This window comes from Mesorhizobium sp. M0189, from assembly GCF_040322135.1.
Classification (GTDB): Bacteria; Pseudomonadota; Alphaproteobacteria; order Rhizobiales; family Rhizobiaceae; genus Mesorhizobium.
The window spans coordinates 100,180-120,645 of record NZ_JAMYSW010000009.1; the positions used below are offsets into that span (position 1 = coordinate 100,180).

At 62.8% G+C, this 20,466-nt stretch carries 19 protein-coding genes; 8 read left to right on the plus strand and 11 right to left on the minus strand.

The features are described 5' to 3' along the window. Window positions 1–45: 45 nt before the first annotated feature. Window positions 46–645, plus strand: coding sequence for a TetR/AcrR family transcriptional regulator (locus tag NKJ09_RS18170; RefSeq protein ID WP_023719331.1), 600 nt, complete (start codon window positions 46–48; stop codon window positions 643–645). Here the strand turns inward: NKJ09_RS18170 and NKJ09_RS18175 are convergent. Beyond that, the gene (locus tag NKJ09_RS18175) at window positions 605–1,561 is read right to left on the minus strand and encodes a LysR family transcriptional regulator (RefSeq protein WP_352494947.1); all 957 of its coding nucleotides are present in this window, start codon (window positions 1,559–1,561) and stop codon (window positions 605–607) included. The two genes, NKJ09_RS18170 and NKJ09_RS18175, sit on opposite strands and share 41 nt — an antisense overlap. 109 nt (window positions 1,562–1,670) lie before the next feature. On the opposite strand from NKJ09_RS18175, the gene NKJ09_RS18180 reads away from it, so the two are divergent. The 3 genes from NKJ09_RS18180 to NKJ09_RS18190 are packed head-to-tail and all read left to right on the plus strand — an operon-like array spanning window position 1,671 to window position 6,400. Beyond that, window positions 1,671–2,315: an FMN-dependent NADH-azoreductase gene (locus NKJ09_RS18180; protein WP_352494946.1), complete on the plus strand. Its 645-nt coding sequence runs from the start codon at window positions 1,671–1,673 to the stop codon at window positions 2,313–2,315. Between the two features lie 48 nt (window positions 2,316–2,363). Further along, entirely contained in the window at window positions 2,364–3,827 is a 1,464-nt protein-coding gene (locus NKJ09_RS18185; protein ID WP_352639935.1) for a 3' terminal RNA ribose 2'-O-methyltransferase Hen1, read from the plus strand. After that, window positions 3,824–6,400, plus strand: a complete 2,577-nt coding sequence (locus NKJ09_RS18190) for a polynucleotide kinase-phosphatase (protein WP_352494944.1) — start codon at window positions 3,824–3,826, stop codon at window positions 6,398–6,400. The genes NKJ09_RS18185 and NKJ09_RS18190 overlap by 4 nt, the downstream gene beginning before the upstream one ends. 7 nt (window positions 6,401–6,407) lie before the next feature. On the opposite strand, the gene NKJ09_RS18195 is transcribed toward NKJ09_RS18190, so the two are convergent. Together NKJ09_RS18195 and NKJ09_RS18200 are read right to left on the minus strand one after the other, a co-directional pair. After that, a complete protein-coding gene (locus tag NKJ09_RS18195) occupies window positions 6,408–6,698 on the minus strand; it encodes an HlyU family transcriptional regulator (protein ID WP_023719334.1) in 291 nt (96 codons plus the stop codon). Between the two features lie 113 nt (window positions 6,699–6,811). After that, window positions 6,812–7,495, minus strand: coding sequence for a PadR family transcriptional regulator (locus NKJ09_RS18200; RefSeq protein WP_023719335.1), 684 nt, complete (start codon window positions 7,493–7,495; stop codon window positions 6,812–6,814). A 272-nt stretch (window positions 7,496–7,767) separates the two neighbouring features. Here NKJ09_RS18200 and NKJ09_RS18205 point away from each other — a divergent pair, with 272 nt between their 5' ends. Further along, window positions 7,768–8,025: a DUF2798 domain-containing protein gene (locus tag NKJ09_RS18205; protein WP_023719336.1), complete on the plus strand. Its 258-nt coding sequence runs from the start codon at window positions 7,768–7,770 to the stop codon at window positions 8,023–8,025. Window positions 8,026–8,087: 62 nt separating this feature from the next. On the opposite strand, the gene NKJ09_RS18210 is transcribed toward NKJ09_RS18205, so the two are convergent. The 5 genes from NKJ09_RS18210 to NKJ09_RS18230 form a co-directional block, all read right to left on the minus strand. Then, on the minus strand, window positions 8,088–8,468 hold the full coding sequence (locus NKJ09_RS18210) for a thiol-disulfide oxidoreductase DCC family protein (RefSeq protein ID WP_352494943.1): 381 nt from the start codon (window positions 8,466–8,468) through the stop codon (window positions 8,088–8,090). A gap of 236 nt (window positions 8,469–8,704) precedes the next feature. Beyond that, a complete protein-coding gene (locus NKJ09_RS18215) occupies window positions 8,705–8,998 on the minus strand; it encodes a GYD domain-containing protein (RefSeq protein ID WP_023719338.1) in 294 nt (97 codons plus the stop codon). Between the two features lie 205 nt (window positions 8,999–9,203). Further along, window positions 9,204–11,225, minus strand: coding sequence for an RNA polymerase sigma factor RpoD (gene rpoD / locus NKJ09_RS18220; protein WP_023719339.1), 2,022 nt, complete (start codon window positions 11,223–11,225; stop codon window positions 9,204–9,206). A 373-nt stretch (window positions 11,226–11,598) separates the two neighbouring features. Beyond that, entirely contained in the window at window positions 11,599–13,575 is a 1,977-nt protein-coding gene (gene dnaG, locus NKJ09_RS18225; RefSeq protein WP_352494942.1) for a DNA primase, read from the minus strand. 154 nt (window positions 13,576–13,729) lie between these two features. Further along, on the minus strand, window positions 13,730–14,116 hold the full coding sequence (locus NKJ09_RS18230) for an RcnB family protein (protein WP_352495013.1): 387 nt from the start codon (window positions 14,114–14,116) through the stop codon (window positions 13,730–13,732). Window positions 14,117–14,494: 378 nt separating this feature from the next. On the opposite strand from NKJ09_RS18230, the gene NKJ09_RS18235 reads away from it, so the two are divergent. From NKJ09_RS18235 to NKJ09_RS18245, 3 genes are all read left to right on the plus strand, one after another. After that, window positions 14,495–16,159: a Na/Pi cotransporter family protein gene (locus tag NKJ09_RS18235; protein ID WP_023719342.1), complete on the plus strand. Its 1,665-nt coding sequence runs from the start codon at window positions 14,495–14,497 to the stop codon at window positions 16,157–16,159. 123 nt (window positions 16,160–16,282) lie between these two features. Then, window positions 16,283–16,492: a DUF2061 domain-containing protein gene (locus tag NKJ09_RS18240; RefSeq protein WP_023678301.1), complete on the plus strand. Its 210-nt coding sequence runs from the start codon at window positions 16,283–16,285 to the stop codon at window positions 16,490–16,492. A gap of 128 nt (window positions 16,493–16,620) precedes the next feature. Then, window positions 16,621–17,802, plus strand: coding sequence for an MFS transporter (locus NKJ09_RS18245; RefSeq protein WP_352494941.1), 1,182 nt, complete (start codon window positions 16,621–16,623; stop codon window positions 17,800–17,802). Between the two features lie 2 nt (window positions 17,803–17,804). Here the strand turns inward: NKJ09_RS18245 and NKJ09_RS18250 are convergent, their stop codons facing one another. The 3 genes from NKJ09_RS18250 to NKJ09_RS18260 form a co-directional block, all read right to left on the minus strand. Further along, window positions 17,805–18,362, minus strand: a complete 558-nt coding sequence (locus NKJ09_RS18250; protein WP_023719344.1) for a GNAT family N-acetyltransferase — start codon at window positions 18,360–18,362, stop codon at window positions 17,805–17,807. Between the two features lie 209 nt (window positions 18,363–18,571). Next, window positions 18,572–19,621, minus strand: a complete 1,050-nt coding sequence (locus NKJ09_RS18255) for an arginase family protein (RefSeq protein ID WP_352763219.1) — start codon at window positions 19,619–19,621, stop codon at window positions 18,572–18,574. A 131-nt stretch (window positions 19,622–19,752) separates the two neighbouring features. Continuing rightward, window positions 19,753–20,202: a GatB/YqeY domain-containing protein gene (locus NKJ09_RS18260; RefSeq protein WP_023719346.1), complete on the minus strand. Its 450-nt coding sequence runs from the start codon at window positions 20,200–20,202 to the stop codon at window positions 19,753–19,755. Between the last annotated feature and the right edge of the window lie 264 nt (window positions 20,203–20,466).

The window sequence follows — 20,466 nt, forward strand, 5'->3', positions numbered from 1 at the left end:
CCATACAATCTGCATGTAAATGTAACTAACATACAGGCTGAATGTATGCAACAGCGATCCGCTCGCCGCTCCAACCGTGATCGCACCGAAGCGACACGCGCCGAGCTCATCGCTGCGGCGCGAAAACTGTTCACCGAAAAATCCTATGCCGAGACCAGCACACCCGAGATCGTCGCCGCTGCCGGCGTAACGCGCGGCGCGCTTTATCATCACTTTGCAGACAAGCAGGCGCTGTTTGCCGCTGTGGTCGAACAGGAGGCGCAAGCCGTGGCGGAAGAGATCGAACGCGCGTCGCCGCCTTCGCTATTTGCCCGCGATGCGCTGATTGCCGGCTCGGATGCCTATCTGGCTGCCATGCGCGCCCCCGGCCGAACTCGGCTCTTGCTGCTTGATGGCCCCGCCGTGCTCGGCCGCGCCGCCATGGATGCGATCGACAATCGCCATGGCAACCGTTCGCTGCGTGAGGGCCTTGTTGCCGCGATGCGCTCGCACTCTATGACGAGATTGCCTGTGGAAGCACTGACCGCTTTGCTCGCCGCTGCCTTCGACCGCGCAGCGCTCGCCATTGAAGCTGGAGCATCGATCGAGGACTATCGCGCCGTTCTCATCGCGCTGATCGACGGTCTGTCTCCGGCTCCTCCTTAGGCACCTCACCCGGCTCGAATTCGTTGAAACAACCAAGCTGGCGCTTGAACTGATCGATCAGCCAGGCGGCCGCCGGTTTCGGGCTGCGATCGGCGCGGTGCATGGCATAAAGCGGCGAGCGGACTTCGCTGTAAGGCTCGAGATCGAGTTCGACGAGCCGGCCGTTCGCCAGATCATCGGCAATCAGCCATCGCGGCAGCCCGCCCCAGCCCAGCCCCTCGCGCATCAGCACGTGCTTGGTGCGCACATCCGTCAGCCGCCAAGTGCGGTAGGCGAAGACGCCATAGTCGCGCCCGCGCGTACGCTCGGACTGGTCCGAGACGACCAGTTGGATGTGTTCGCGGACATCCTCCAGCGCCACTGGTCTGGGCAGCAGCGCCAGCGGGTGATCAGGCGCTGCGGCCGGCACCAGGGAGAAGAAACCGATGCGCAGCAGATTCACGTCCGCCTCGCCCAGAAGCCCTCCGATGCCGAGATCGGCCTGTCCGCCGACAACATGATCGAGGATAAGGCCAAGCGAGCCGATATGCAGACGCAGTGTCACGGCCGGAAACTGCACCTCGAATGCCCTTAGCACCCGAACCAGCACCGGCGACGGTAGCGTCACGTCGACCGACAGCGCAACTTCCGCCTCCAATCCCTGCCGATATCCGTCGATACGCGAGCGGATGCGTTGCAGCACGCCGACCATGCGCCGCGCATCTTCCAGCGTCGCCTTGCCGACATCGGTCAGTTGCGGCTCACGCGTGCCCTCACGCTCAAACAGCTTCAGCCCAAGCTGCGCTTCGAGGTTGGCAATGGCGTAGCTGATGACCGACTGCGCGCGGTTGAGCTTACGGCCGGCAGCCGAGAAGGAACCGGTGTCGGCCACCGCAACCAGGATCTGCAGTTGGTCAAGCGTCGGGTTGGGCTGCATCTTTCAATCCACAATTTAGATGGATCATATACAAAATATACCAGTTTTTCAAATGGGTCTGCGCACACATATTTGCCGGGAGATTTTAATCCAACCTTGGAGAGTCACCATGTCCATCCTTCTTGTCACATCCAGCCCACGCGGCGCCGCCTCGCACTCGACCCGTGTCGCCAACGAACTCGCCGACAAACTGCTTGCCGCCGATCCTTCGGCCAAGCTTGTCGCCCGCGACCTCGTCGCCAACCCGCTGCCGCATATCGACCCCGACTATTCGACCGGCATCTATACGCCGGCCGAAGCGCGCACCCAGCGCCAGGCTGAGGTCGTCGGCGTTTCCGATACTGTACTGGACGAGCTGTTTGCGGCCGACACCGTCATTCTCGCCACCGGCTTCATCAACTTCAACATCTCGTCGACGCTGAAATCCTGGGTCGACCACGTCGCCCGCTCCGGCAAAACCTTTGCTTATAGCGATGCTGGCCCGAAAGGCCTCGTCACCGGCAAGAAGGTCTATATCGTGCTGGCTTCGGGCGGTATCTATTCCGAAGGTGCGGCCGTGCAGTTCGATCACGCCATTCCCTACCTGCGCAGCGTGCTCGGCTTTCTCGGCATGACCGATGTCGAGGTCATCCGCATCGAAGGAGTCGGCATGGGCGCCGATGCGGTAGCAGCAGCGCTGGCCAAAGCCTCGACCAAGGTCGACGCCATTGTGGCCGCGACCGGAAGCGCCGAGCGCGTCGCCGCCGCGGCGTAAAGCCAGCATCGTTTGAATTGAACAAGGGTAGGCGCTCGGTGCCTGCCCTTGCTGTCGTTGGCGACAACCTATTGTGGTGGGCCAACAACTGCCATTGGTTATTCCGCTTGTCTGCGCTATCGGTCGCGGATGTTCCTGTCCGTTGCCACAACGCACCGTCCGGCCACCGATCTCGGTTTCCTGCTGCACAAGCATCCCGATCGTTTGCACGAGACCGACCTCTCCTTTGGCAAAGGGTGGCTATTCTATCCCGAAGCGACCGAAGAGCGTTGCGAGGCAGCACTCCTGCTCGATGTCGACCCGATAGGGCTAGTGCGCGGCAAGGGGCGGGCGGAAGGCTTGCTGGACCAATATGTGAACGACCGGCCTTACGCGGCATCGTCTTTCCTGTCCGTGGCGCTAAACAAAATGCTGCGGACGGCGATGACCGGAATGTCAAAGGAGCGCCAGGAACTGGCTAGCGGCGAACTGCCGCTGGAGGCAGTCGTGACTCCACTGCCGATGCGCGGCGGTGAGGCTCTGGTTCGAAGCCTGTTCGAACCCTTGGGCTGGACAGTCGATCTGACGCCAATCGAGGGAATCGGGTCTGGTGCAGGCGAGTCCCGGTACGGCCATCTGAAGCTGACCGGCACGGGCCGGCTCAGCGCCTTGTTGAACCACCTCTACGTGCTGATCCCGGTGATGGACGATGCCAAGCATTATTGGGTCGGCGAAGCAGAGGTCGACAAGCTGCTGTCCAAGGGAGAGGGCTGGCTGGAAAAACATCCCGCCAAGGACCTGATAGTTCGCCGATACTTGCGCAACCGCGGTGCCTTGGCCCGCATCGCTCTGGAACGACTGGTTCCTGAAACGGCCAGGGAGACTTTGCCGCCCGAACTGCGTGTCACACCTGAGGAAGCGCTGGAGACGCCGATCCGGCTCAACGATCTGCGCATGGAAGCTGTTGTCCGAGCCATCCAGGCAACGGGTGCAACCACGGTTGCGGACCTGGGATGCGGCGAAGGCAAGCTACTTTATCGGCTCGTGCGCGAGCGATGGGTCCATAAGCTGTTCGGGTTGGATCCAGCGGCACGCGAACTGGAATGGGCTGCAAAGCGTCTCAAGCTGAACGAGTTTGGCGGGCCGCCGGAGGGCCGGGTTACGCTGCTGCACGGATCTCTGACATACCGGGACGGCCGCTGGGCGGCAGCCGACGTCGCCGTGCTGGTCGAGGTCATCGAGCATCTCGACGAGGACAGGCTGCCCCTGGTCGAACGCATCGTTTTCGGCGAGACGGCGCCTAAATCCGTCATCGTGACCACTCCGAACGCGGACTACAACGCTCTGTTTCCCAGATTGGCCCCTGGCGCATTTCGCCATCCCGATCACCGTTTCGAATGGAGCCGGGCTCAGTTCGAAACCTGGGCGGCCAAAATCGGTGAGATCTATGGCTATGCAGCCACCTTCAGCGGTATCGGAGCCCAGGATTCTACCCTCGGCGCGCCCACGCAGATGGCGGTGTTCACCCGATGAGAGAACTGGACAAGACCGATCTCGCCATTCCTGACTTTGCCCTCGTCGTGCTGATCGGCTCGACCGGATCGGGCAAGTCGACTTTCGCGGCCAGGCATTTTCTGCCGACCGAGATCATCTCCTCGGATCAGTGCCGGGCGCTGGTCTCCGACGATGAGACCGACCAGGACGTCTCTGCAGATGCCTTCGATCTGGTGCGCGAAATAGCCGGCAAGCGGCTTAAACACCGCAGGCTGGCCGTCATCGACGCCACCAACGTGCGAGCCGCCGACCGCAAGGCCTGGATTGAGCTGGCGCGCAAGTGGCACGCTTTGCCCGTCGCCGTGGTCCTCGATCCAGGCGTCGAGGTGTGCGTCGCACGCAATGCGGTGCGAGCCGACCGGCCGGTCGGCGCCGGGGTCGCCCAGCGCATGACAACCGAGATCCGCAAGGGTCTTGGCGGCCTGCAACGCGAGGGCTTCCGCCAGGTCTGGACGCTTACCAGCGAGGCCAGCATCGACGCGGCCGAGGTGTCGCGGCAGCCGCTATGGACCGACAAGCGCGACGACCACGGCCCGTTCGATATCATTGGCGACATCCACGGCTGTTCGGATGAACTTCAGATGCTGCTCGCTCGACTGGGCTACAGCGTCGCCTGGTCTGAACATCAGGGCGACCGAACGGCCACTGTGATCCCGCCGCAGGGCCGCAAGATCGTCTTTGTCGGCGACCTCGTCGATCGCGGCCCCAACTCGCCCGACGTACTGCGCATCGCCATGAGCATGGTCGCGGCCGGGACCGCCTATTGTGTCCAGGGCAACCATGAACGCAAACTCGGCAGCTGGCTGGAAGGTCGCAAGGTCACGGTCGCCCACGGCCTCGAGCAGACGATAGACCAGTTGAACACGCAGGACCGCGGCCTGCGAGAGGCGCTGCCGGCCTTTCTCGACGGCCTGCGCAGCCACGTCTGGCTGGACGGCGGACACCTCGCCGTCGCCCACGCCGGTCTCAAGGAGGAAATGATCGGACGCGGCTCCGGCGCCGTGCGCGAGTTCGCTCTGTACGGCGAGACCACAGGCGAGACTGACGAGTTCGGGCTGCCCGTCCGCGCGGACTGGGCCGCAGCCTACCGTGGCAAGACAGCCGTAATTTATGGACATACGCCAACGCTGTCGGCCGAGTGGGTCAACAACACCCTGTGTATCGACACTGGATGCGTGTTCGGCGGCAAGCTGACGGCCTTACGCTGGCCGGAACGCGAACTGGTAGAGGTGCCGGCAATCCAGACATGGTCGGAGCCGATACGTCCGCTGGGCGGGTCCTGTCTGGGCAAATCGGCACAGGCCGACGCCGACGGCGTGCTCGATTACCAGGATGTCTCCGGTCGCCGCTGGATCGAGACCGGGCTGAGGGGCCGGATTGTGGTGGCCGAGGAGAACGCCTCGGCGGCACTGGAAGTGATGAGCCGCTTCGCGCTGTCGCCGCAATGGCTGATCTATCTGCCGCCGACCATGTCGCCGTCCGAGACCAGCAGCCAACACGGCTGGCTGGAACGTCCGGAAGATGCCTTCGCTTATTTCCGCGAACGCGACGTCGCCCAGGTCGTGTGCGAGGAAAAGCATATGGGTTCGCGGGCGGTGGTCGCGCTGTGCCGGAACGCGCAGGCGGCGCGCAGCCGCTTCGGGATCCCGGGCGACGAGACCGGCGCAATCTGGACCCGCACCGGACGTTCCTTTTTCAACGACGGCACCATGACGGAAGGCCTGCTCGCTCGTCTCCGGGTCGAGGTCGACGCGGCGGATCTGTGGACGGAATTGAACAGCGACTGGCTGCTGCTGGACACCGAGATAATGCCTTGGTCGGCAAAGGCCGGCAGCCTGATCGAAAGCCAGTATGCGCCGGTGGCGACATCCTCAGCCGCCGGTTTCAAGGTCAGCCGCGAGGCGCTAGCCCGTGCGATGGCGCGCGGCGTCGATGCGGCCGGCCTGAACGCACGCCTTGAAGACCGGGCCGCCCGTGCGGCTAAATACGCCACGGCCTGGGCGCCTTACGTGTGGCCGGTCTCCGGCGTCGACGACCTTAAGGTCGCGCCTTTCCACCTGCTCGCCAGCGAGGGACGTGTTTGGTTTGACCAGGATCATGTCTGGCACATGTCGCTCGCGGACCGTCTGGCTGCCCATGTTGGCGTGGTCACGCCGACCCGATGGCGTACGGTTGATCTGGCCGACGGCAGCGCGTGTGCGGAGGCTATTGCCTGGTGGGAGGCGCTGACTGGCTCGGGCGGCGAAGGCATGGTGGTCAAACCACGCGACTTCGTCAGCCGTGGCAAGAAGGGACTCATCCAGCCGGCGCTGAAGGTCCGCGGCCCGGAATATTTGCGCATCATCTATGGTCCCGAATATGACGCGCCGGACAATCTCATCCGCCTGCGAGAACGCGGCCTGAGCGGCAAGCGCAGCCTGGCACTCAGGGAGTTCGCGCTCGGTCACGAGGCGCTGACGCGATTTGTCGCCAAGCAGCCGCTACGCCGCGTTCACGAGTGTGTCTTCGCCGTGCTGGCGCTGGAAAGCGAGCCAATCGACCCAAGGCTGTAATAACGATCTACCCGAAGATCTTCTCGCCTTGCTCATCGACCAGTTGGATGCCCTTCTTGATCGAGATGTCGACAGCGTCATCAAGCCCGGCAAAGCGATCGGCGCGGATGAATTTGTGCTCCTTCATCACGCCGTCGATCTCCTTCGAAACCACGCCGCAGGTCTGGTACTGGCCCTCCGCCTTGTAGGGCGTGGCGCTGATCAAAAATCCCTTGTGCTCGATTTGCTTTACCGGCGCCGCTGTCTTTGGCTCAGCGGCTTCGTTGCCGCCGCCGAAAAGACGCTTCAGAAAAGACATGGGGTATCCTCCAACGGCAATCATCCTGCACCACATAGCGTGGTGCAGGATGATTTTCAGTACCGGTCCTTGGCCGAGCGGGCAAGGGCCGCAGCTGGCTTGGCACTCAGGGGTCAGTCGCGCGACAGCGCTTCCAGGGCCTCTGCGGCAGCTTCCAATATGCTGATTGCCTCGGCCTGCTTTGCTTCAGGCGCATCTACGATTTCGCCGAGCGCGGCGCGCAGCCGGTGGCGCACGGCGCGGAATTCGTCGCGCTTTTCCGAGCGGCCGCGGCCGCGCCGGCCACCGTCGCCGTCATCGTTCCAGCCGAACCACTCGCGCGCCTTCGCCATCTTGCGGCCGAAGCGCTCGAGATGGTCGAGCACGTGGTCGATCATCTCGCGATTTTCGTTGAGATGCGCCTGCCCTGCCTCGGTGATCGAAAACACCTTCTTGTTGCCTTCCGCCGCAGAAACGGCATAGCCGGCCTCTTCCAGGAAGGTCAGCGTCGGATAGACGACGCCGGGGCTCGGGCTGTAGACGCCGCTGGTGCGCTCCTCCAGCGCCTTGATGATGTCGTAGCCGTGCCGCGGCGCCTCGGCCAGCAGCGACAGCGTGATCAGCTTGAGATCGCCGTCAGCCAGCATACGCCCGGCGCGGAACATGTCGCCTGGTCCGCCGCGTCCGCCGCCGCCTCTCATGCCATGCCCGAACGGGCCGAACCCGCCGCGTCCGCCGAACTTGCCGGCCATATGCATGAAAACGCGCTCGGCGTGTTCGCCAAAACGATGATGCCCGAAATGATTGTCTTTGTGCATTGTCTGCTCCTTGAGTTATGTCTTACGATATATCTCAATTAGGTGCTCGCCACGATCGAGTCAAGATATATCTTACGATGTATCTGAAAATGCGCCAGCAGGATTGATTTCGCCGGCAAGGGCAGCTAGGAAGCGCGTGAGGGTCGAAGACCCCTCCGTAAGCGTCTGACGTGAAGCAACGCATCCACCCCGGTCGTTTCCGGGCAGTTACGCCGGAAGACCGGCGAATGGATGCCAATGCGACGGACCGGATGCTTCAGGGAAAAATCCAAATGACCATGAAAACCCCGCGCAGGAAGCTGCCTGCGCGCTATGCCGCCGTCCTCGGCCCGCTGGTGCTGTCGTTGCTGATGACGTTCATCGTGTCGTTCATCTCGACACTGAAAAGCCTTGGCTTCCAGCCCGATCTGCCGGCCACCTGGCTGACGGCTTGGGGCCTGTCCTGGATGGTGGCCTTTCCGACGCTGCTGCTGTTGCTGCCGGCGGTGCGCCGCATCGTTGGCTGGCTTTGCGAGCCCGTGGCTCGATAGCAGGCTGCGCCAAGGGCCCGAAGCAACTTACGGGTCTTTCAGTGCGAAGTGAACGGACACTATCACCAACGGCCTTTGCGGCGGTTCCAGGCATAGAGCAGATCGGCGAAGCGATCATAGGCATAGCGCGTCAACGGCAGCGTGGCGGGATTGCCGAACAGCGTCGCCAACCAGCCCTCGCCCGGCGTTATCAGCCAAGCCGCAACGGCAACATCGGCGCCGACCAGCAATTTGCCACCGGCGTCGGTCGCATGCAGCCGGCGCCGGATATCCTCCAGCCCGATGCCGTAGCGGGCCAGCGCCGTCGGTTCGGCATTGATGTCGCGAAATTCGATCCGCCCCGCCTTGACCGCCTCGATCAGCCGCCGCTTCTGCCGGCTGATGCCGGCATCGCAGACCGGACAGCGCGTATTGTACCAGACGGTCAGCAGAGGCTTGGCCATGGTTCGCAACACCAGCGGAGGACGCGCGACGACTATCCAGCAACTGCCGTTGCGCCGCAACGTGACGCGACACCGCGGAATGTCCCGGCTTCGGCTAATGCACGTCGCCCCAAAAACATGTCCTCGGGCCTGGCCCGAGGGTGCGCGGCGGTTTGCCATACCGACCTGTTTAAAAAGAAGAGCGTAAAGCGCGTCGCAAGAGGCCGTTCAAGCGCGACGCGCTTCAGGCACGGCACTCAGCCGAGCGAGGTAATGATCTCGCGATAGGCATCCTCCGGGAAAGCCTTGAGTGTCCGCGTCCTGACGTTTCCGCCCGCCGCCAGCATCAGCGAGAAACGAGCTAGTACGGCATCGTCGGGGGCTTCGACCACCGCCACCATGTCGCAATCCCCCATGGTGAGATAAAATGCCTTGAAGGACCCGCCCATGTCTCCCAACAGCTTCTTGGCGGCATCGAGCCGCTTCGGCGACTCGCGCACGTTTTTGGCGCCTTGCTCCGTCCAGTTGATCAGCACGATGTAAGTTGTCATGGCACACCTCCCTCCGGGGCCACGGAGCACGGCGTCACAGCCGGGGCGGGCATCCGGGTTTGTCGCCCAGAAAATGCATCCGTCGCGGAATTATCCTCTCGTAGGGCACGACCCGCAAGAGCGGCGCGTCCAATCGTGATCGCCTGTGCCCAAACGGAAAAGGACGCCACCGGCGCCCTTTAAACTGCTTATCCGTCACCCAGACTCAGCTGTCGAGGAAGCTTCTGAGCTTGCGCGACCGGCTCGGATGCTTGAGCTTGCGCAGCGCCTTGGCTTCGATCTGGCGGATGCGCTCGCGGGTGACCGAGAACTGCTGGCCGACCTCCTCAAGCGTGTGGTCGGTGTTCATGCCGATGCCGAAGCGCATTCTGAGCACGCGCTCTTCGCGCGGCGTCAGCGAGGCCAGCACGCGCGTCGTCGTCTCGCGCAAATTGGCCTGGATCGCCGCGTCGATCGGCAGGATCGCCATCTTGTCCTCGATGAAATCGCCGAGATGCGAATCCTCCTCGTCGCCGACCGGCGTTTCGAGCGAGATCGGCTCCTTGGCGATCTTCAGCACCTTGCGCACTTTTTCCAGCGGCATTGCGAGCTTTTCCGCCAGTTCTTCCGGCGTCGGCTCACGGCCGATCTCATGCAGCATCTGACGCGAGGTGCGTACGATCTTGTTGATCGTTTCGATCATGTGCACCGGAATGCGGATGGTGCGCGCCTGGTCGGCGATCGAACGGGTGATCGCCTGCCGGATCCACCATGTCGCGTAGGTCGAGAACTTGTAGCCGCGGCGGTATTCGAATTTGTCGACCGCCTTCATCAGGCCGATATTGCCTTCCTGGATCAGGTCGAGGAACTGCAGGCCGCGATTGGTGTATTTCTTGGCGATGGAGATGACGAGACGCAGATTGGCCTCGACCATTTCCTTCTTGGCGATCGCGGCTTCGCGCTCGCCCTTCTGCACCTGGTTGACGATCTTGCGGAATTCCTGGATCGAAATCGCCGTCTCGGTGGCGAGGTTCTGGATTTCGGCGCGCAGATCGCGGATGGCGTCCTTCTCGTTCTTGGTGAACTCCTTCCAGCCGCGCGAGGTCAGATTGCCGATCGAACGCGTCCAGTTCGGATCGAGCTCCGAGCCCTGATATTCCTTGAGGAACTCCTCGCGGCGCACGCCATAGCTTTCGGCCAGCCGCAACAGCTTGCCCTCGTTCTGCACCAGGCGCTTGTTGATGTCGTAGAGCTGCTCGACTAGCGCCTCGATGCGCGCCGTGTTCAAGGACAACGACTTCACCGCCTTGATCAGCTGGTCCTTCAGCTCCTTGAGCCGACGGTCCTGGCTTGGCGACAGCGTGCCGGCGGCGGCCAGCCGGTTCTCGACCTGCTGGTCCTGCAGCTTGCGCAGCTTCTTATAGGTGTCGGCAATGACGTCGAGCGTCTCCATCACCTGCGGCCGCAGTTCCGCTTCCATCGCCGCCAGCGACAGGCTCGCCTCGTCATCGTCCTCCTCGTCGTCGTCCACCAGGCCACGGGTGTCGCCGCCGACATTGGTGATGTCGTCCTCGTCCTCGCGCGAACGGCGCGGCTTTTCCTCGGTCTTGGCTTCCTCGATACGCTCGACCACCGGCGCCTGCTTGGCCTCCGGCCCGGCATAGGTCGCCTCGAGGTCGATGATCTCGCGCAGCAGGATCTTCGATTCGTTGAGCTCGTCGCGCCAGATGATGATGGCCTGGAAGGTCAGCGGACTTTCGCAGAGGCCCGCGATCATCGTCTCGCGGCCGGCCTCGATGCGCTTGGCGATCGCGATTTCGCCCTCGCGCGACAGAAGCTCCACCGAGCCCATCTCGCGCAGATACATGCGGACCGGATCGTCGGTGCGGTCGGTCGGCTCTTTTTTGGTCGTGGTGGCGGCGACGGCGGTGCCGGTCTGCTCAGCCAGCTCGTTGGCATCCTCCTCGGCGTCAGCGGCGGTATCGGCGGCTTCGGGCTCCTCGCCCTGCTCGTCGTCCTCGACCACGTTGATGCCCATGTCGGAAAGCATGGCCATCGTGTCCTCGATCTGCTCGGAGGTCACTTCCTCCGAGGGCAGCACCGAATTCAGCTCGTCCATGGTGACATAGCCGCGCTTCTTGGCGGCCTTGATCATCTTCTTGACAGCATCGTCGGAAAGGTCGAGCAGAGGGCCATCGGTCGCGGCCTCGCGTTCGGTCTCGACTTCTTCCTTTTCTTTTGTCGCCATAGTCTTTATTTTCTCCAAGCGGCTGAGTATCAAAACCGCGTAAGCTGCCGGTCCGGTCAAATTGGATGCGCTCTTTCCAGAACGCGCTTTACCGGGCCAGTAACTGCATCTCTCGTTAAGTCCAGATTAACCCTGATATCTGTGGCAAGCTGACTGCCTGTCCAGTGATCAGTACCTTACATCGCTGCATTCCCGTCGATGCCGGGGCGGGTTAACGTTTCGAATCGACCTGATTCCGCCATTCTGCCGGAAGGTCAAGCGCCTCTCGCATGATTCGCATGAAAAAAGCGAATCAATTACCCGACTTAGAGCGCCGCACGCTTGATTCGACGCGCAAGCACGTCCTTACATTCAGTCTTCTGGGGGCTTCGATCTAAACGCGCCCAGCCCTGCCCGACGATACGCCAAACCCTTCGATCAGCGCTTCCGTTGCCTGCACATCACGAAATTGCGCCTGGATTTCGACCAGGTGCCGGTAGTTTTCGTCCGTGGGGTCGCTGGCGAGCGCTGCTTCCGCCTGCTTCAGCTCCTTATGTAAGGTGCGCGCGCTGCGCTGCAAGTGGAGGGCCTGGCTGAACGCATCGCGGGCATCGTCGAGTGCCGCCGTTTCCAGCGCCGGCCATTGCCGCGCACGTTTGATCAGCGCCACCGCACGCTGCCAGATCTCGCCGCAGCCGGCCCGCTCGATCGTCGCGATCACCGCGTCGCGGTCATTGGCCATATCATGCGCCATGGCGTCGAGGATCGCCGCATGCAGCCGCTTCAGATCGGAGTTGGCGAGATCGAGGAACTCGACATGGGCGAAATTCTCGTCGATCAGCACGGGATGGTTGACGAGGGCGGCAATGATCGTCGCCTCGCGTACCGACATGCCCTCGCCGCCGCGCTTGACCAACGCCGAGCGACCGAGGCTTTCGGTGATCGCGGTGCGCCCACCGGCATTGCCGCCGCGCGCAAACTGTCCGCCGGGTGCTGAACCCTTGCCCTGGAAACGTTCGCCGGGCCGTCCGTCCTGACGCCCCTGGCGTCCGCGCTGGGCACCGAAGAAGCTCTGCACCCGCTCGCGCATTTCCTGTTGGTAGTGATAGCGAAGGCTCTCGTCGCGGATACGGCTGGTCAGTTCGCGCAGCGTCTTTTCGAGCTCGGCTCGCCGTTCCGGCGTGTCGAAGATGCCGCCGGCCGTCTCGCGCATCCACAAGAGGTCGGCCAGCGGCCGCGCCTCGGAAAGCACGGCGCGGAACGCATCCGGTCCGTCACCCTTGACCAGATCGTCGGGATCCTTGCCCTCCGGCAGCAGGGCGAAGCGAACCGAGCGGCCCGCCTGGACCGCCGGCAGCGCCATGTCGGCGGCGCGCCATGCTGCCTTCAACCCGGCGTGGTCGCCGTCGAAGCACAGCACCGGCTCGCCGGCCATGCGCCATAGAAGTTCGAGCTGGTTTTCAGTCAATGCGGTGCCGAGCGGCGCCACCACGTTTTCGAAGCCGGCCTGCGCCAGCGCGATCACATCCATGTAGCCTTCGACGGCAATGACCGTGCCGCCCTTGGCCAGCGCCCCCTTTCCCAGCGCCCCCTTTCCCAGCACTTGGCGTGCACGAGCGAAATTGTAGAGCACGTTGCCCTTGTGGAAGAGCTCCGTATCGGGCGAGTTCATATATTTGGCCAGCGCATCCGGCGCTAGCGCCCGCCCGCCGAAGGCGATGATCTTGCCCCTGGAATCCGGGATCGGGAACATAATGCGGTCGCGGAACCAATCGTAGGAAACCGGGACGTCGTCGCCATGGCGCACCAGCCCGCACGCCTCGATGTCGGCCTTGGGGACGCCCTTGGCGGCAAGATGCTCCTTCAGCGCGTTGCGGCTGTCGGGCGCATAGCCGAGGCGGAAGGACTGCTGCGTCGCCGGTGTCAGTCCCCGGTCGCGCAGATAGGCGCGGGCCTTTGCGCCTTCCGGTCCCTGCAGCCGTTCCTGGAAGAACACCGTCGCCATCTCCATGACATCGGTCAGGCTGGCGCGTTCCTTTTCGCGCCGTTCCTCATCGGCGTCGCGAACCGGCATCGGCACGCCGGCCATGTCGGCGATCTTCTCGACGGCCTCGGGAAAGCTCATCCCGTCGAGTTCGGTCAAGAACTTGAAATGGTCGCCCGAAACCGAGCAGCCGAAACAGTGATAGCGGCCCTTCTTGTCCTCGCAATGGAAGGACGGGCTCTTCTCGCCATGGAACGGACAGCACGCCCAATAATCACCGCGCGGCGCGTTTGTCTTTTTCCTGTCCCACGCGACGCGCTGGCCGATCACCGAAGAAATCGGCACGCGGTCGCGGATCTCGTCGAGGAAAGCAGGCGGAAAGCGCATGAGGGACAGCTCGTTTGGCCTCCATATAATCACACGGGCCAAGCCCGACGACTCCTAATGCGGAACCATACCCGGTTTTCCCAGGCCAAAAAGAGAAGGCGGCCTGCGGGCCGCCTTCTCGATTCCGGCGCAGCGCCGGTCAGCCGTTCCGCACCTACTGCGCGGCGATAGCGCCGAAGATCAGGCCCGAGAGGTTGCTGACCAGCAGATAGTCGTTGCCGACCCGGATCCACTCCTGGCCGGGACCGGGACGGCGCAAGCCGTAGTGGCGATAGTCGCGGATCGGCTGGTGACGCTTCCAGCTGGAATATCTCTGGCCGTTGCGCCAATGGCTGCGCTTCACCACGATCTTTTTCGTCACTACGACGCGCTTGTTCACCTCGACATGCTTGTTCACGTGGACATTGCCGGGCTTTTGCCAGTCGACCTGGCTATAACTTGATTGCGGTGCGTTTGGTGGGTTCAATGGTGCAGCCTGGCCCTGCAAGGCCGTTGCAGCCAGCATCGAGAAGGCAATGGCGGAAAGAACGATGCGTTTCATAGCGGGTACTCCTTGGTTGTCGATGCCTCTGGAATAGAGCCGGAAGGATGAACCGAAACTGAACGCAGAGATTACGTTTTCGTAATGATTTCCTACATTTAGCACGCCTAATTCAGCACTACCTTTAAAGCGGCTGTCCGAGCACGGACGCATGACCCTCCGCAACTCCGCGGGCAATGCAACCATTTTGCCGGCCATCCATTTCCGACACGCCCCGTCGCGGGGCAACACTCGTCCGAACCGGGCAAAATTTATTATTCGGCTAAAATAAATCGGAGTAATATCAACCTCTGCAATGTCCACGATTCGCGCCCACTGTTGCCCCTTTGACTTCACCGCGCCCGCGTCGCTGGCACCTGTCGCGTTGCGGGGCCTGGCATGAGTGGCTCCGTCGTTTTGCTGCACCTTGCCGGTGCGGTGGCACTGATGCTGTTTGCTACCCGTTTGGTGAAGACCGGCGTCGAGCGCGCCTATGGCGATGTGCTGCGCCACAAACTGCGCGCCACCATGCGCAATCCCTTCATGGCGGTTCTGGCCGGCTGCGGCCTGGCGGTCGCGCTGCAAAGCTCGACCGCCGTTACCTTGCTGGTCGGCTCATTCGCCGGCTCCGGCATTGTCAGCGGCATGTCGGGCCAGCTTGCGGTGCGCGGTGCCGAGATCGGCTCGGCGCTGGTGGTCAAGCTGCTTACCTTCGATCTGTCGCTGCTGGTACCGGTCTGCCTGGTCGCCGGCACCGTCATGTTCATGGCCACCGAGCGGCGCGACTGGCGCCAGTTCGGCCGCATCCTGGTCGGCATCGGCCTGCTGCTTCTGTCGCTGGAGATGATCGGCCAGGCGTCGGAGCCGCTGCGCCAGAGCACGCTGATGCCGCTCATCGTCGATTACTTCTCCGGCGATCCGGTCACCGCCTACCTTCTGGCGGCGTTGGTCACCTGGCTGTTCCATTCCTCGATCGCCGCGGTGCTGCTTATGGTGACGCTCGCCGGCCGCGGTTTCATCCCGCCCGAACTCGGCATCGTGCTGGTGCTCGGCGTCAATCTCGGCTCTTCGATCATCGCGCCGCTTCTAACCCGCAACGCAGAACCCGGCGTTCGCATCGTGCCGATCGGCAATCTCCTGATGCGCGGCATGGGCTCTCTGATCATGCTGATCCTGTTCCTGACGTTCAAGCCGCCAGTCGCCTTCTTGGGCAGCACCGTGCCCGAGCAGATCGTCAATGCCCACATCGTCTTCAACATCCTGATCCTGATCGCCGGCCTGCCGCTGGCGCGCCTGGTCTATCGTGCCTCGGAAAAGATCGTGGCGCTGGGCACCAGGCCCCAGCCCGCCAACGCGCTCGACGTCATCGAGCTTTCGGCGCTCAACGAAAGTGCGCTCGACGTGCCGAGCCAAGCACTCGCCAATGCCACCCGCGAGGTAGTGCGGGTCTGCGAGACGGTCGAGATCATGCTGAAACGGATCATCGAACTCTATGAGAGCGCCGACGCCGACAAGATCAGTGCGCTGGCCGCGCTCGACGACCGTGTCGACAGGAAGCACGCGGCGATCAAGCTCTATCTCGCCAAGGTCACCAAGAACCCGCTGAGCGAGGACGAGGCCCTGCGTTGCCAGGAGTTGATCGGCGCCTGCGTCAAGCTGGAGCAGGTCGGCGACATCATCGTGCGCAACATGCTGGTCCATGTGAAGAAGAAATTCGAGCGCGGACTGGAGTTCACGCCGGAAGGCTGGCGCGAGCTTTGCGCCTTCCATGCCCTGGTGCTTGCCAATGCCAGGCTAGCCTTCAACGTCCTGGTGTCCCGCGATCCGGAGACCGCTCGCCAGTTGGTGCTGGAAAAGGACCGGCTGCGCGACCGCGAGAAGGAAACCAGCCAGAGCCATTTCGTGCGGCTGCGCGACGGCACCGCCAAGAGCGTCGAGACCAGCTCCATCCATCTCGACACCATTCGCGACCTCAAGCAGATCAACTCGCTGCTCGCCTCGATGGCCTATCCCGTGCTTGAGGAACGCGGCCTGCTAACCGGTTCGCGGCTGAAGGCCGGATAGATTGCGTCCACAGGCCGGTAGCTTCAGAAGCTCGCCTATGCTGTGAGCCAATGCGCAAAATTACCTTTGCGCCACCTCCTGTCTGTCGGCTAAAGATCGCCAGATCTACCGGAAGGAAAGTCGATGGACACCCATTCTCGCAGCTTCGCCAAGGCGCTTTCCTGGCGTGTCACCGGTACCATCGACACGATGATCATTTCGCTCGTCGTGACGGGAAGCATCAAGCTCGCTGCGGCCATCGGCCTGACTGAGGTCGTCACCAAGTCGCTGCTCTACTACCTTCATGAGCGGGCGTGGCTGAAAATTCCTTACGGAAGGAAGGCGGCCGCGTAGCTCTTGCCGCCGCGGCCGGCACCTGACCGGTGACAAAGAAAATCTAAAGCGGCGTCGCCAATTTCTGAATTGCCCGGTGCCCTTATCCGTGGTTTGAGGTCACCTTATCCGAGGATCGCCTTCCCGCCATGCTTCCCCTCATTGCCCTGTTCATTGCCGCCTTCGCCTTCGGCACCACCGAATTCGTCATCGCCGGCGTGCTGCCGCAGGTGGCGGATGGCCTTGGCGTCGCGATCCCGACCGCCGGCTATCTCGTTTCCGGCTATGCCGGCGGCATTGCAGTCGGCGGCCCGCTGCTGGCGCTCGCCACCAAAGGGTTCTCCCGCAAGGCCCTGCTGCTTGGACTGACTGCAGCCTTTACCATCGGCCAGGCGGCCTGCGCGCTGGCGCCCGACTTCGCCTCGATGCTGCTGTTGCGGATTGCGGTGGCCGTGGCACACGGCGCCTATTTCGGCGTTGCCATGGTGGTGGCCGTCGGCCTCGTGCGCGAAGACCAGCGCGGCATGGCGGTGGCGCTGATCCTGTCCGGCCTCACCGTATCGAATGTCATCGGCGTTCCGGCCGGCACGGCAATCGGCAACATCTGGGGATGGCGTGCGACATTCTGGGTGATGTGCGCTCTCGGCGTGGTGGCCTTCGCCGCCATCGGCGCCCTGCTGCCGCGCAAGACAGGATCGTCGAGCCCGTCCGTCAGCCTTGGCAGCGAGGTACGCGTGCTCGCACGCCAGCAGGTCTGGACCTCGCTCATCATGATGCTGATGCTGATGATCGGCCAGTTCGGCCTGTTCACCTACATCACGCCGACGCTGCTTGAGGTCACCGGCCTCGACGAGAAATGGATACCTTGGGTGCTCCTGCTCAACGGTGTCGGCGCTACAATCGGCGTCTTCGTCGGCGGGCGCCTCGCCGACTGGAAGCTGATGCCGTCGCTCATCGCAATGCTATTCCTGCAGGCGGCGATGCTCGCCTCGATCTACGCCGTCAGTCCTTACCCACTGCCGATGGTGATGGCGATCTTCGTCTGGGGCGGCCTCAACTTCGCCATCGGCACGCCGATCCAGACCCGCATCCTGACCTGGACCGCGGACGCCTCCAATCTCGCCTCGTCGCTCATTCCGTCAGGCTTCAATGTCGGCATCGCGCTCGCCGCATCGCTCGGCGCGGCGATGCTCAATGCCGGCTATGGCTATCGCAGCTTGCCGGTGGTTGGCGCGATCGCCATGCTGGTCGCGGTCGCGGTTGCGCTTGCCTCGCATGTCTGGGAATGGCGGAGCCGGGCGGCGCCGCCGCTGCCGGCTGCCGCCGAATAGGGCTACAGATCGATCCGGTAACGCAGGCTTTCCGCGCCGCCATAGGAAGCATCCTCGAAGAAACGCCCGACGAGCCCGCCGCCATTGGCCAGAACGACCTTCTGCGAGGGCACATTGTGAGGCTTGCAGGTGATTTCGACGAAGGGCAGGCCAACCGCCCTCGCCTCCTCCAGCATCAGCCGCAGCGCCTCCGTCGCATAGCCGCATCCCCGTTTCCACGGCACCACCGCATAGCCGATGTGGCCGAGCACGTGCGATGGCAGCGCCGCGGTTCCGGGCTGCCAGCGCAAGCCGATCGAGCCTGAGACTTCCCCGTCCCAGATCCAGCGCCGAAATCCAGGCAGCCGCGGCACCGTCGAACCGTCCGGCAAGACGATCGGCGGTCCCTTGCCATCAGGATCGTCGAGATCGGCAAGGAAAGTCGCTGGATCCTTTTCGATAGCCGCAAGCTGCTCGCGCGTCGCGTCGAGCAGCCGCACATTGTCCGGCGACCAGCCGCGCTCGAGGGCCGCCTTGTAGGACGGCAGGTGTTCAAACGCCGGTTTGACGAGTTCGATCATGAGCGCGAGCTTTTGGCTGTCGGCCCTCAAAGGCGGGCTTGCGGCTGTAGCGACTACGACAAAACTGCCCCGCCATCGACCGTAATTCCCAAGTTTTCCGCATTGCGCCCATGTCGCGCAATGATTGCGACCGGGCGCATAAGGCTGGCTCCGCTTGGATGAGGCAAGCCGGCCAATTGCCCGCGAACGACCGTGAGATGGATCTCGAACTATCCAAGGGCGTCTGCAAGCATCTCATTCAAGCGTGCGAATGCTGCGGACTCGTCTGGCGCATGGGCCGGATTAACTTCTGTGATGGTCAGGCCGCGCCATTGCGACAGGGCTGTCAGTTGCTTTAGCACAAAGGCGACTTGCTCCAGTTTGAGACCGTCGCAACGGCGCACATTCTCCGCAATCGGAAAATCGATAAAGGAGAGCACATCGACATCGAAGTGGATAAGCACGCAGTCAAAGCGCGCCGCCCATTCGGCCGCGCGCGCCGACGCCGCCTCGATGTCACTCAAAGCTTCCTCACGCGATATGATCTTGATCGCGTGATTTCCGATCACGGCCGCTTCGGGCGGGGTGATGTTCTCGATGCCGAAATAGAGGAGTTGCTGAGGCACGAGCATCGGGCGGGTCGGGCCGAGCCTCGCGAGCGAAGGCTCGCATCCATGGATATTGAGCAGATGGGCGACGCCGGTCCAGTCCAAGGCGCCGTCGCTCGTGTCAGGTGTGTTGAGATCGGCGTCGAAGTCAATGTAAACGAGTCCGATCCGCGCGCCGGCCGCATTCGCCCCGGCGACCGTCCCCAGTTCCACAGTACAATCGCCACCTAAAACAAGCACGTCTTCCTGCGCTGCGATCGCCGTCGCTACGTGGCTTGCGACCAACTCACAGGCGTCGCGCACGGCTTCCAGGTTCATAGCCTGCGACCGCGAAGGGTCCGGTCGCCATCGGAACGATGCAACATCGCCACGATCCCTGATGGATCTGCCTCGGTTCGTGATCGCTTCTGCGAGCCCATTTCGCCGAAAGGCCGCGGGGGCCTTTTCCTGACCCGGCGAATAGGCGCCGGCACTCGTGGCCGCACCGACAATATTCAACAAACGCGCCGCCAAATCGAAGCTCCATTTTCGCATGATCTTCTCGCAAACGTGTCCGGAAGGGAGGAAGGTTCCTCCTCGACTTGAGAGGTTGCCGCCCGGCATCGGCACGAGGCCTAACAAGCAAAAAGCTCGCCGCATCGATGCCGTCGTGAGACGCCAGACGTCGAACATACAGGTTCATTCGCGCGGCCGTGGCGATGAACATGTCGGTGCGAACTGCCGTCCGCTCCGCCCGCTCCTAGCCTGGCTCCTCGCGATGGTCTCTTCGAGTCTCATGAGCACCGCTAAGGCGGGAAAAATCCCTACTGAAGCAGGCTCTTGACGATGCCGCTCGCCTTGGAGAAATCCATCTGGCCAGCATATTTCTCCTTGAGCGCCGCCATCACCTTGCCCATCTCCTTGACGCCGCTGGCACCTGTCTCGGCGATAGCGGAACGGACGGCGCTTTCCGTCTCGGCCTGGCCCAGTTGCGTCGGCAGGAAGTCGCGGATGATCGCCATCTCGTCGCGCTCCTGCGCGGCAAGTTCCGGCCGCTTGCCGTCATCGAACGCCTTGGCCGATTCCTCGCGCTGCTTCACCATCTTGGCCAGGATCTGCAGGATCTCGTCGTCGCTGGCCGGCTCCTTGCCGGCGCCGCGATTGGCGATGTCGCGATCATGAATGGCCGCCTGGATCAGCCGCAATGTCGGCAGCCGGCGCTTGTCCTGTGCCTTCATCGCGCTCTTCAGGGATTCGGCGATTTTGCCTCGCATGGTGCTTTCTCCTTCGAATGCGGCGGACAATAGCCGTGCCGAAAGCCCAAGGCAAATTCAAGTCTGTCCGGCAAATCCCTGATATTGTTCGACGAAATAAATCCAGGCACGTACGGCGCGGCATCATTGACCGCCTTGGCGCCTTCCCCTATGTACTGTGCCTTGCATGAATTGAATTCTAGTGCACGTCGCCCAAAAGTGCGTAGCGGTTTTGGGGCAACGACATGCAGCGCGCCGAGGCTGTGAGATTGCCGCTTCGCGCTT